Genomic DNA, 12,104 nt, shown 5'->3' with positions numbered 1-12,104 from the left:
ATACAAAAGGGATAGCGTTTTGGGTTATGTGGTTACAATCTCACCTTATCTGAATTCGTGATGTTATATGGCCTTAACTATGGAAATTACTTAGTGGATTCATTAATTTGGTTCCATCAAGGCTACCTAGACCTATACAAGCATCCCATCCTGAAGATGCCATATAAGCACCGTTTAAGTGGTTCTGTTGCAAAGTTTCAAAAAGCATAAACAGGTGTTGCTAAATAGGGGAACCATTTAGGCAGTGATTAATAATTTGTATAATTCATTATGCGTTGAAAAACCGAAGTCTGAGCCAAGACTTCGGTTTCTTTTATATAGAGCATGAATGGTTTCGGTTTCTTTTATCGTACGTGAAACATGACGAAGGTTTTGAAATCCTGCGGATTTGGCAAAACGCCTCTTGACATACCTATGATCCTGTTCGACGAGAATGTTCAAATGTTTGATTGTACAATGAATTGTATTTGAATAAAAACCTTGTTTTCTTAATTTCTTAAATGCGCAAAGTAATGCCGGCGCTTTGTCTGTTGTTAGAGCCGTTGGTTCGCCAAATGTTTTCACTAATCTTTTCATAAAGGTATAAGCAGCCTGATAATTCCGTTTTTTACGAAGTTGAATATCAATGTATGCCTGTCTTTATCTATTGCACGATATAAATAACACCATTTTCCTTTGACTTTTATATAGGTTTCATCTAGCTTCCAAGATAATTGGACGTTTTTATTTTTCTTCTTCCAAATTTGATAGATAAGGTTTCCGTATTCATGAACCCAGCGCATGATAGTTGTTGGGTGAACTGAGATTCCACGTTCTTTTAAAATTTCAGAGATATCACGATAACTTAAAGAAAAACGACAGTAGTACAGGGCGGCTACCAAAATAATATCTTTCTTGAACTGTTTTCCTTTAAAATATCGCATTTGTGTTTCTCCTTATTCTTTTTTCCAGAGTGTAGTCTCATTTAGAAAACTTTGCAACAGAGCCAATTTTAATACTAGTCATCGTAATCTCTTCTGGATTTATGAATTATGCCATGTAAGCACATATAAATTTTCTCCGATTTAAAAGATATTATGTAATAACGTTAAAAACGTTATTGGTGATATTTTACAAATAGAGAGGGTTTTATTTCCGAAACTATAAGCTATGTTAATGTCAAGTGTTAAGTTTGGGTTCATTTGAATAATGAGAGTAAAAACCGCTCAGTTTAAATCGTTGAATGGTAAGAATTAGTGTATATATTTATTTAAGGTATAGCAAAACATAACTTTGTTTTTAATGAAGCATATTCTTCTCAAAACTTTTAGAAAGGAAGTAATTATATGGATAAAAAGGTAAAAAAACTTCTAGATATAAAAGAAGCTAATGAAAATGTATTACTAAATAAACCTAACGTCATAGGGGTTGATGTAGGATTTAAGTATGTGGAAGGAAAACGAACTGATGAGATCGCCATACGTACATTTGTAACAAAGAAAGAGAATGTAGGACCTGAACATGAAATTCCGCGTACGATTGAAGGCGTAAAAACGGATGTCATTGAAGAAAAAAAAGTGGAATTACAGGTGTTAAAGATTCCGGTGGGTGCACCTGTTCTTGAAAATGAAACTGGTAAATTTGATCCTTTAGTTGGAGGAATTAGTGTAGGCCCTTGTAGAGCTATAAATGGATTTATATTTGTAGGTACTCTAGGTGCAATTGTTCAGAAAGAGGATAATAAATTCTACGCATTAAGTAATTTTCATGTCATGGGTGTTGATAATAATTGGAAATCTGGTGATGAAATGACACAACCTGGAAGGGTAGATGGTGGTCAATGTTCAGGAGACATAATCGGAGCTCTTGATAGCGTATGCCTTGGAGATAAAATTAACTCTCAAAATAAGCCCGTAGATGCAGCTATATCTATAATAAAAAACAGACGGACTTCTCCAGAGATTCTTAATATAGGTAAAGTAAAAGGTAAGGTCTCCCCGACTATTGGTGCCAGTGTTCGTAAGCAAGGTCGTACAACTGGATTGACTCATGGAACAATAACTGGCCTTGGTCGCACTAGTTCAATTGATTATGGATCAGGTATTGGAGTGGTCACATTAAAAAATCAAATTACTATTGAACCAGATACTACTAAAAATCCTAAGTTTTCTGATCATGGTGATTCAGGTTCAGTAATTGTTGATGAGCAAAATCGTGTCATAGGACTACTTTTTGGTGGTGCTGAGGATGGATCATCCACTTTTGCTAATTTATTTAGTGATGTTGAAGCGGCTCTCGGTATTTCACTATTTACTGGGGTTCCTGTTCATATTTAATTTGAAAAGAATACACGTAAAAGGGAAGTTAAGAAAGAAAAGTTGCTAGTATGTTCCGATAAAGAAGAGGGCATTTATGTGAAAAACAACAATTGTATACAATTAAATGTTGCCAAAGATTGTTGTTCAAATATTGGGTTATAGAAACCAAAGAAATAAGGAGAAATTCAGTATGGAAGAATATAGAAGTGATCAATTTGTTGGTATAGTAAAAAATGGGAGTTTCAGATTTTAATCCCAGAATCTGCTCGTTGTACCTCTGTAAAGCTAACAGGGATAAGAGAAATGGAAGCTGTGACACCAGAGGCTAGGGAAATTAATCTTACTTCATACGAGAATCGAGCTCTTGTGGTTCAAGGTCATCACGGAGGTGAATGGATTTATGCTGCGCATGTAGCTGAACAAGCAGGACCAGCTTTTACAGCTGTAGTTCAACAACTGGCAGGAGTAGCTTGTGTGTCATAAAAAATGAGGTTCTGTTGCAAGGTTTTTTAAATGAGACTACACTCTAGATGTCACTTTAGGATTTATTTTGCACATATAACTTTCAAACCCAGCTACCTTCACATGAAAAGGTTAGCTGGGTTTCTTAAATATTTACATCCAGGTTTTTTTTATGTACCATTAATTTTTTTGAGAAGCCAAAGTAAAAGCGAAACATAAGGTCGGTTTCTCTTGTCGGTTCTTCTTCATACATTTGCACCAGAACCACAAATCTAGTTACAACTATTTTGTCAGATTCTGTCGAGGGAAATAAAAAAAAGAGAGCCGAAACCCTCTTTTTTACGCACTAGTTACAATTTGGTCATAACAAGATAGGATTAATGCTTCTAATTTTTTTAGATCGTGAACATCGTTAATAAAAATTCTACTTACTCCCTGAGACTTAGGTGCTTGTTCAACTACAAAATTAGGACACAATTGTTTAGTAGTTTCTAAGTCTAATCTTACAACTAAGGATTTTGATTCACTTTCAAGGAATAGGCGTATAAACCATTTTGTAATTACACGATTCATAATTCCGAAATAACTAATAGTATCTTTATATTTAACGTCACTAATGTCTCTTTGATTTTTAACTAAAATTTCTTTAACGATATCAAAAGCAATTAGTTCATCATCAGTAGTAATAATTCTATCGTTTTTGTTTTCCTTAATAATTTCTTCAACTATTTCAGTTGAAGAAGCAACTTCAGCTACACTTTTTTCGACTGTCTCAGTTACTGTTGGCTCTTTTGGAGTCAAGCCGTCACTGATTATCTCTAATAACGTTTGGTTAATTGCTTTTTTTACAATTGGTCTGAATCGATCTAAAACATTGTTTGTGATTCTAGTTGAGCTAAAATCTTTAATTAGAAAACGAAGGAAATCATCTGAAGGATTCTTAAATAATTCTTTAATTGTGGAATTTAAATTAGTCATATAGATAAGCTCTTCAGCATATTTAACAATTTCCTCAGCTTCAAAATTTTCTTTTGTAAAAGTTTCAATTGTTTCTATATCCACATTACTTAAATTATCCATGTTAAATGTAAAGAAAGGTTGTTCATCCATAACATTGTCATTAGTTAGATCAGTGTAAAACTTGTACTCTACACCATTAGTAAGTACCCCTACTTTGACATCTGGTAAGGCGTTGAAATACCTAGACAATTGAGCGTCATGTTTAAGTAGATTCTCAGTTACAGATTTTGCCTCAATTAAAATAATAGGAACTCCATTTTTAAAAACAGCGTAATCCACCTTTTCCCCTTTTTTAGCTCCAAAATCTGCAATGTACTCGGGTCTAACTTCTAAAGGATTAAAAACGTCATAACCTAATTTTTGTAAAAAAGGAATGATTAATGATTGTTTAGTCATCTCTTCGTTAGTTATGTATTCTTTTCGTTCTAAAATTTGGTTAGATATTTTGTTTATATCATTTCTGAACTCCATATTGAATTTCCCCTTAACTTTAATATTTTATAGTTCGGAATATTAATAACATTTACTATAAAAATCCATAATATAACAGAATTTCTAAATATAAATAAGTAGGTTATTTATTTTCTATAGAATTCGGACAAATAAAAAAGAGAGCAAATTGCTCCCTTACCACTGTTCAATGGAAAAGATTTCTTTTATTTTGAAATCAAATCACAATATATCTTTGTTGTTTTGCAACATTTTCACGTACAATGAAACTTGCTTTGCAAAACGACCTTGCTGACGTCCATCGAGTTCCTCATAAGCCCTTTGGACATCATTAAATAGTAATTCTAGTAACGCATCTTCTTTCTCGTTTTTGAAGCTAAGAAGACGGTCTATGGAGGTGTTAAAAAACGACGCAAGTACTTTCAAACTTTCAAGATCAGGTTCATGGCGATCCACTTCCCAATTTTTGATTTGTCCACGTGATAACCCTGTTCTATCAGATAATTGTTCTTGCGTTAAACCGAAAGACTTTCTGAAATTTTTAATGTTTTGACCGACTGTAGTTTTCATAGTTTGAGTATAATAATCACTCTATTACTATACCACAATTGGTAGTTATTCTGACTTTTTTGTTTTATTTAGGTCGTATTTCTGTTTATAAGAAATAAAAGGAACAAAAGTTCGTGTTTTTATGGTAAAATATTCATATAGAGGTCTTTAAATGAAAAAATGAAAAAATGCATACTTCTTTCTATGAAATTCAAGAAAAACTGTTATATATGGATCTTTAAAATCCCTCAAAAATGATAGATTATTTAGTAATTTTTAACTATATTACATGGAGATAGCGAAAGATGGAGAAGAGGGAAGAGAATATATAGAACAATCAATCGAGAGTTTTCCACAGTATTCTACCGAAAAGAGTCTTAAAACGTTATAGATAAATTATACATAAAAGTTGGTGAAGCACTTGAAAGGTAAGGTTATTAAAGCCATTTTGACAATTGCTACTGTAGTTTGTTTTTCTATCACCGCTTTCCAATTGACACTATCAAATCGATAGTGTCATTTCTGCTCTAAAGGAAATGGAGAGTTCTTGACCCAAAGCGACAAAAGCTCATCATTTTAAGAAAGTCTACATATATTAAAGAGGATATAGGGGGAAGTAGATATGAAAAAAGAGCAATTGGTTAGGGAAGCGATAAAATTGGGTTTGAAACATGGAGCTCCGATTAAAGCAGAAGATATTTTAAAAATTTGTCTAGACGAATCTTATAAGGAAAACCAAATACATAAAAAAGAAGACTGTCACATTAAGTAGTCTTCTTTGATTAGCCATTCTTTTCATTTTGCATATAAGTAACATACATCTCTAACTGTTCCCAAGCTTTCTTTCTCTCATCTTCTGGAAGACTTTCAATTAAAGCTAGTATGTTTTTTCCTTCTTCAGTAACAATCTTGTTTTCTTCTTCGCTCAATTCTGGATCTTCTGATCTACCTAATAAATAATCAGTAGTTACACCGAAATAATCAGCAATCTTTTCTAATGATTCTCGCCCAGGTGACTTTTTTCCCTTTTCAAAATAAGAAATAGCCATTTTAGATACACCAATAGCATTACCAAGTTGCTCTTGCGTTATCTTATTATTCTTCCTTAGTTCTTTAATCTTTTCCCCGATCAATATTAATGCCCCCTTTTATAAAGTGTTTGCAATAAATAAAGTATAAAGTAAACATAGTGTTTACCACAAGTTGAAAATCATTATATTTTTTGGGGAAAAGCACTTGAAATAAACCTTAGGTTTACTTATAATGAAATTACAGGCAACGAAGGGAGGAAATAACTTGCATCAGTTAAAACAAAAACGACTAGAAAAAGGAATGTCTTGCCAAGATGTTGCCAATAAGGTCGGAATTACTAAAATGCACTACTGGTATATCGAAAACAACAAAAGAACATTAAAAATAGACTTAGCGCTAAAAATCGCAATAGCTCTTGAGGAAAATCCTAAAGAACTTTTTTTTAACAATTAAAGTAAACCTTAGGTTTATAAAGTAAAAAAGGAGTAAACCAAATGAATGAACTCAAAAAATTTTCACACAGTATGTTCGGGAACTTAGGAATTCTTATTAAAGATGGAAAAGAATACTTTCCGGCAACAGATGTCGCTAAAGCATTAGGGTATTCAAATCCACACAAAGCAATTAAAGATCATTGTAAATCTGAAGGGGTGAACGAAACGTTAGTCCCTACTAATAGTGGACGACAAAGAAAAAAATTCATCAATGAATCCAATTTATACCGCTTAATCGTAAAATCAAAACTTCCACAAGCGGATCAATTTGAAAAATGGGTAATTGAAGAAGTTCTTCCAACAATCCGTAAACACGGAGTATATATGACAGATCAAGTACTAGAACAAGTGGTAACTAATCCAGACTTCATGATCGGTCTTCTCACTAATTTAAAAGAAGAAAAAGAGAGACGCTTTGAAGCTGAACGAAAAGTATTACAGCAACAACCTTTAGTAACATTTGCTCAAGCAGTCCAAGTTTCAACGAATCTAATCAGCATAAAGCAGTTAGCGATTCTAATGAAACAAAAAGGAATAGAAACAGGTCAAAACAGACTCTTCGAATGGTTGAGAGAAAACGGCTACCTTTGCAAGAAAAGAGGAAGCATGTACAACACACCTACTCAGTATGCAATGGATTTAGGATTATTCGAGTCACAAGAATTTGTAAGAACAAATAGTGAAGGTGAATTCGTAACATCATTCACACCAAAAGTTACAGGAAAAGGCCAGTTTTACTTTATTAATAAGTTTCTTAATCAGGAGGCGATCTAAGTAGTGGAAGAAAGTACATTCTCACTATTCATGGTAGTGGTGGTTATAGCTTGTTTTGCTGGACTAGGGTATGTGATGGAGCGGATAGACAAATTGTTCATGAAGGATGAGGAGTAATGACCAAAGAGCAGCGTGACAAATACGAAGAAAATCATTGGAATTATAAACGCATTAAAGGCTAGAGGGTTACATAACAGTGTGGCAATTATCGAGAAGTACCATTATATAACTCTAGCTAAAAAAGATACATAAAAAGCCCTGTCCAGGGTTACAGGGCATCACTAAGGTTTTGGGTTAAGGGAACACATGACTTTGTACCAATATAATATCACGAACTTTTTATGAAGCATCAAAGTGATTTTGACGATTTTAAGAACATATAAAAAAAACCTGTACGGGGAGGCACAGGCTTGAAGAAAGTGATATTTCGATATGCACTTCATATTTTATCAGAGACTTATCAAGATTAATACAACAATAATACAGAATATTCAGTCTATATGTTGAGAAATAAAAAAACGTCCTACCCCTAAGACGGTTTTGGAGAAACAAGATAAAGATATTAGTACTTATATTATAACATATTTTGTTTCTCTTCTTAAATAAGGAGGAATGTGGAAATGATTGAAAATCCGATGTTAATTGGAAATCCTCATGATTCATCAGTGAATGATTCTATTGGGAATTGCGAAGGTTGCTCTCAAGAGATTTATTTTGGTGAAGAGTACTTGGATTTTGAAGGCGATTTTATACACAATTCAACAGAATGCGTTGAGGAATATGTTGTAGGCCATTCCTTGAAGAAAGTCGCAGGTGAATAAGATGAATTTACAAAACAAAATCGAAGCTGAAATTCAAATTCTTAAGAGTTTAGTTGAAAGATATAAGCAAAGTGATGAAGATAACGCTGCATCGATGGTTGTGGCTTATGAATACGGATTACAGGCACTGATAGAAGTGTATGAAGTTAGCAAACAAACGGAATTGACACTCCCATCCCTAAAGGGGCAAGCTGGCTAAATCCAGTGGGATTCTTGCTACCAAGGGCGAAGTCCATTTCTGGTATCGCTGACGTGCAAGATTGCGGTGTGCCAACACCACTCTCACGACAGACCCAATAGGTTCGTGAGCTACGGTACTATGACCATACCGTACAGCTAGTTGCGTGTTCAAACGTTTTAGCGTCTAGTTCTTGACGACACATATTATTTTACCGATAGCATGAGTTAGTCTATCGGACTTCATATGATATCTTGTTTTCAAGGAACACATAGGCGTTTTAAAGACTTGTTCTTGTCTATGGTTGAAGTATACCCAAAAAACAGGTGTTTTTCTATGAAAAAGCGATACTTTCATCCCATGCCTAAAGGCGGACTAAAGTCCTGTATGGGCTTTCCCGTATCGCGATCTGTAATCAGTGTTAAAGGCAGCAGTATGCGAAAGGGAGAATGCGTGATGAGGAAGATGGTGAACTAAATGAGTAGCAACATATTTCAACTAGAAACATTTGCAAGAAACGGTTATATGGTGCGACTTGCTTATGTTGATATCACTGGGGATTTAATTGCAGGGATTTTATTAGGTCAAATTGTTTACTGGTATATGCCTAATGAACAAGGAAAGAGCAAATTAAGGGTTAAGAAGAACGGAGAGTTTTGGCTTGCTAAAGGTCGTGAAGATTGGCGTAACGAGATAAGGATTACTCCTAAACAATATGATCGAGCAATTAAAATTTTAATCGATAAAGGATTTGTAGAAGTTAAAAAGTTCAAATTTAATGGTGCTCCTACAAATCACATTAAATTAAATACTTCCGAAGTTACCGAAAGGGTGAAATGGATTTTAACCTTTGGGGAAATTCCAAATTCCCCTTTGAGTGAAATGGAACTTATCGAAACAGTAAATTCTTTAACAGAGATTACTACAGAGACTACAACAAAGAGTACTACATTAGAAGATAATATGTCTTCTGACCAAAAAGAACGGTCAAAAGACTGCATCCCTTATGAAGATATTGTTTCTTATCTTAATGAAAAAGCAGGTAAATCTTATAAATACAAAACAGCCAAAACAAAAGACCTAATTAAAGCGAGATTTAATCAAGGTTTTACTATAGAAGATTTCAAGAAAGTAATTGATATAAAAGCTTCTCATTGGTTAACAGATGAAGAGTATAACCAATATTTAAGACCATCAACATTATTCGGAACGAAATTTGAAGAATACTTAAACCAACAACCTAAAAAAGGAGCGAGTTCGAATGCAAGTAGTGGCAAAGATAGTAGCTTCATCAGCAAATATGACTTTACCAAAGGTCGCAAATGAAAGATGTGATTTATGTAGAAGGAAAAAGTTTCTTGATGAAAATAACAAAACTTATTGCTGGCATTGCAAAGAAATCGCTCCTCAGGACGTCCAGTTAGCTCAGGAAACGCTTGTAATACAAAAGAGGAACCAAGTCATTAGTTTATACGATTCATTCGCAGATAATAGCCTAATCAACGAAAAATTAAAGAAGGCTACTTTTGATAACTATGCACCACCTACAAAGGAATTAGCAGATGCTAAAGAGACAATCATGAATTTCGTTTTTACATATAGCAAAGAAGATCCAACGAGCATGATTATAACTGGAGATTACGGAGTGGGTAAAAGTCATTTGTGTGTAGCAGCTACAAAAGAATTAATGAAACGTGGATATAGTGCAATGTTCATCCAAATGAATAAGCTATTTACCAAAATCAAATCTACATGGAATAAAAACAGCGAACTAACGGAGGAAAAGCTTATGTCTCTCCTTGCTAAAGTAGACGTACTTATTATCGATGATTTTGGAGCAGAGTTTACAGAAAAAGATAAAGAGGGCGTTACCTGGAAGCAAACGAAGACAAATGAAATTGTAGATAGTCGTATAGGTAAAAGTACGTTATTTACAACAAATTTCAACGTAGGCCAATTAGCAGAAATGTACGGAGAACGAGATTTTAGCAGAATGATGGAAAACGCAGAAATGCTAGAAATGTTTGGCGATAATTATAGATTGCGAAACTTCAAAAAGGGGGAATAACAATGTGTGCATGTAAAGAAACGGGAGTTATTAGGAACGACATGGGGAATGGCTGTTATCAATTTGCGCCATGTATTTGCACAGCAGGTAATCAGAGTCCTGAAGAAGTGGATGGAAGACGTCATGACGTCTTGGCGCGTTTGGAAATAGCTTATCAAATGCAAATGGAGGGGAAATGGGATATGGATTTGGCGGCTACATTACAAGCGAATAAGAGGAAAAGAAAGAGAAAGCAAATTAGCTAGGAGGATAAGCCATGACAGCAAAGGAACGGGCAAGACTACACGGTTTTTGGACGCATAAGAAGACAGGGCAGCGTATCGCTATATCGCGTGTGACGCTGTATGGCGAGGCACATGCGAGGAAGGTGAATTCGCTAGGGCATGAAGTGGGGCCAAAGGAAATTATATTGGTGCGAGATCTGAAGGAAGACTATGTGAAAAGTATGATTTAGGTAATGGGCAGGAAATAAATTTATATCGATGTGTTATTACATAAAGAGGTTTATACGGAAGAAGATACAGGACGGCAGCTTTATGAAATGAGCGAGCAAGAACTTTGGGATCTATTAAAAGGAGATGGGGAAAATGAGTAAGGAATTAGCAGATGAATTGTATGAGAAAAACATCTATAAATTATTGAAGTTGTTTTTCTTTCTGAATGCCATTGGTCTTCAGCGTGGTAAAACGTCTTAGAACGAAAAAAATAAACATGTTTTATGAGATTTGTTGTTTTTTACATAGAAAGTAGGTGAATTATCATTTGTTTGAATGGATGAAAGACTATCAGAAATTAGAAGAAGATATTGCTTATTTGGACTACAATTTAGATAAAACAAAAGCTGAATTAAAACGCTGGATTAGTGGTGATTTACGGGATGTTCGTTTAACTGCTGAATCGGACGGTGCGAAAGTAGAAGGACATATTGAAGCAATTGAATATGAATTAGCTCATAAGATGAATGCTATGTACGATTTAAAGTATTTGATTAGTAAGTTTACAGGATTAGAAAATCGAATACTAAAAATGAAATATGTGGACGGAATGACTTTAGAACAAATAGCTTTTGATTTGCATTATAGTACAGGCTATATCCGACGTAAGCATGCTGAAATAAAAAAGATTGTCAAGTTTCTAGATGAATTTTAATGTTACCTTTATGTAGATTACATGTGGTGTACAGAAACCATTGAAAAAATGATTTATAGTAGTAATATAAGGTTTTCACGAAAGGGCAACTATTGTATGGTTGCTCTTTTTCTTATGAACCAAGGTGAGTACTAGGAACTAGTTTTACAGAACAAAGAGCATTTAGCAGTTAGATGTACTCAGTAAAGAAGTAGGTTTTTAGGCGGAAAATAATAAGAAGGATAAGGAGATGTTTAGTAATGAATAAATTAGTTGCTTCAGCTAAAACCGTTAATCTGCCGCAACAGGTTCTACGATGGCAGACAATGGTAGAAAATGAATGTAATGCACAAGGTGTACCTGAGTTAGTACCTTATGTGCTTGGAATTATTATGGTGGAAAGTGGTGGGAATTCCGAACAGACCCCCGATATTATGCAGTCAAGTGAATCTCAAGGAAGACCTGCGAATTCAATTAACAACCCTAAGGAGTCCATTCATTACGGAGTAATGCACTTAAAAGGATCTTTTGCAGATGCAAAGAAGTACGGTATTACTGATTTAAGTGCTATTGTTCAAACATATAATTTTGGACGTGCTTACATTCGTTGGCTAGCTTCTAACAATAAACAGCATTCACTACCGGTGGCAGACCTGTATTCTAAAACTGTTGTTGCACCATCTCTTGGAAATACAAATGGTACTATGGTTCGGTATAGTCACCCTATCGCTGTAGCATACAATGGTGGTTATCGATATAAAAGCGGGGGGAATTTTTTCTACGCTGAAATTGTTAAACAATATGTGGATTTTAATGGAGGAACTGATTCTG

General features: G+C 34.4%; 18 protein-coding genes. 14 read left to right on the top strand and 4 right to left on the bottom strand.

The annotated features are described in order from the left end of the window. Positions 1-237: 237 nt before the first annotated feature. Positions 238-923, bottom strand: a protein-coding gene (locus BPMYX0001_RS31725) for an IS6 family transposase (protein ID WP_139358613.1) whose coding sequence is annotated in 2 segments (ribosomal slippage) — positions 238-626 and positions 626-923 — 687 coding nt in all. Because the reading frame shifts where the segments join, the coding sequence is not laid out codon by codon here. A gap of 402 nt (positions 924-1,325) precedes the next feature. Here BPMYX0001_RS31725 and BPMYX0001_RS27220 point away from each other — a divergent pair. Continuing rightward, positions 1,326-2,315: a Nal1-like putative serine protease gene (locus BPMYX0001_RS27220; protein WP_006097397.1), complete on the top strand. Its 990-nt coding sequence runs from the start codon at positions 1,326-1,328 to the stop codon at positions 2,313-2,315. Positions 2,316-2,600: 285 nt separating this feature from the next. After that, positions 2,601-2,780 (top strand): hypothetical protein, encoded by a 180-nt coding sequence (locus BPMYX0001_RS27215; protein ID WP_006097396.1) that lies wholly within the window; start codon positions 2,601-2,603, stop codon positions 2,778-2,780. Between the two features lie 318 nt (positions 2,781-3,098). On the opposite strand, the gene BPMYX0001_RS27210 is transcribed toward BPMYX0001_RS27215, so the two are convergent. Together BPMYX0001_RS27210 and BPMYX0001_RS27205 are read right to left on the bottom strand one after the other, a co-directional pair. Then, complete coding sequence (locus tag BPMYX0001_RS27210; RefSeq protein ID WP_006097394.1) at positions 3,099-4,250, bottom strand: type I restriction endonuclease; 1,152 nt, start codon at positions 4,248-4,250, stop codon at positions 3,099-3,101. Between the two features lie 201 nt (positions 4,251-4,451). Then, a complete protein-coding gene (locus tag BPMYX0001_RS27205) occupies positions 4,452-4,799 on the bottom strand; it encodes a helix-turn-helix domain-containing protein (RefSeq protein WP_006097393.1) in 348 nt (115 codons plus the stop codon). 601 nt (positions 4,800-5,400) lie between these two features. Between BPMYX0001_RS27205 and BPMYX0001_RS33440 the strand changes: the two genes are divergently transcribed. Beyond that, a complete protein-coding gene (locus BPMYX0001_RS33440; RefSeq protein ID WP_006097392.1) occupies positions 5,401-5,550 on the top strand; it encodes a hypothetical protein in 150 nt (49 codons plus the stop codon). Positions 5,551-5,560: 10 nt separating this feature from the next. On the opposite strand, the gene BPMYX0001_RS27200 is transcribed toward BPMYX0001_RS33440, so the two are convergent. Then, complete coding sequence (locus BPMYX0001_RS27200) at positions 5,561-5,911, bottom strand: helix-turn-helix domain-containing protein (protein ID WP_006097391.1); 351 nt, start codon at positions 5,909-5,911, stop codon at positions 5,561-5,563. Positions 5,912-6,041: 130 nt separating this feature from the next. Here BPMYX0001_RS27200 and BPMYX0001_RS27195 point away from each other — a divergent pair, with 130 nt between their 5' ends. From BPMYX0001_RS27195 to BPMYX0001_RS27150, 11 genes are all read left to right on the top strand, one after another. Beyond that, the gene (locus BPMYX0001_RS27195; RefSeq protein WP_006097390.1) at positions 6,042-6,263 is read left to right on the top strand and encodes a helix-turn-helix transcriptional regulator; all 222 of its coding nucleotides are present in this window, start codon (positions 6,042-6,044) and stop codon (positions 6,261-6,263) included. Positions 6,264-6,304: 41 nt separating this feature from the next. After that, complete coding sequence (locus BPMYX0001_RS27190) at positions 6,305-7,078, top strand: phage antirepressor (protein ID WP_033799468.1); 774 nt, start codon at positions 6,305-6,307, stop codon at positions 7,076-7,078. A gap of 620 nt (positions 7,079-7,698) precedes the next feature. Beyond that, positions 7,699-7,899, top strand: a complete 201-nt coding sequence (locus BPMYX0001_RS27185) for a hypothetical protein (RefSeq protein ID WP_018783084.1) — start codon at positions 7,699-7,701, stop codon at positions 7,897-7,899. A gap of 1 nt (position 7,900) precedes the next feature. After that, entirely contained in the window at positions 7,901-8,098 is a 198-nt protein-coding gene (locus tag BPMYX0001_RS27180; RefSeq protein WP_006097385.1) for a hypothetical protein, read from the top strand. Positions 8,099-8,554: 456 nt separating this feature from the next. Next, positions 8,555-9,403, top strand: coding sequence for a conserved phage C-terminal domain-containing protein (locus tag BPMYX0001_RS27175; RefSeq protein WP_033799467.1), 849 nt, complete (start codon positions 8,555-8,557; stop codon positions 9,401-9,403). Next, a complete protein-coding gene (locus BPMYX0001_RS27170) occupies positions 9,339-10,145 on the top strand; it encodes an ATP-binding protein (protein ID WP_033799466.1) in 807 nt (268 codons plus the stop codon). The genes BPMYX0001_RS27175 and BPMYX0001_RS27170 overlap by 65 nt, the downstream gene beginning before the upstream one ends. Before the next feature lie 2 nt (positions 10,146-10,147). Next, a complete protein-coding gene (locus tag BPMYX0001_RS27165) occupies positions 10,148-10,390 on the top strand; it encodes a hypothetical protein (protein WP_033799465.1) in 243 nt (80 codons plus the stop codon). A gap of 11 nt (positions 10,391-10,401) precedes the next feature. Beyond that, positions 10,402-10,599 carry a hypothetical protein gene (locus BPMYX0001_RS27160; protein WP_006097381.1) on the top strand — a complete coding sequence of 66 codons (198 nt, stop codon included), beginning with the start codon at positions 10,402-10,404 and terminating at the stop codon, positions 10,597-10,599. Between the two features lie 18 nt (positions 10,600-10,617). Then, positions 10,618-10,740, top strand: a complete 123-nt coding sequence (locus BPMYX0001_RS34355) for a Fur-regulated basic protein FbpA (RefSeq protein ID WP_240517046.1) — start codon at positions 10,618-10,620, stop codon at positions 10,738-10,740. A gap of 167 nt (positions 10,741-10,907) precedes the next feature. Next, on the top strand, positions 10,908-11,294 hold the full coding sequence (locus tag BPMYX0001_RS27155) for a hypothetical protein (protein ID WP_018767569.1): 387 nt from the start codon (positions 10,908-10,910) through the stop codon (positions 11,292-11,294). A gap of 239 nt (positions 11,295-11,533) precedes the next feature. Next, positions 11,534-12,104 (top strand): lysozyme family protein (locus tag BPMYX0001_RS27150; protein ID WP_081449596.1); only part of this gene is annotated, 571 nt, incomplete at its 3' end.

It is taken from the genome of Bacillus pseudomycoides DSM 12442, assembly GCF_000161455.1.
Taxonomy (GTDB): Bacteria; Bacillota; Bacilli; order Bacillales; family Bacillaceae_G; genus Bacillus_A; species Bacillus_A pseudomycoides.
The sequence above is the reverse complement of the archived record's forward strand: the minus strand, read 5'-3'. Positions and strand labels throughout refer to the sequence as shown.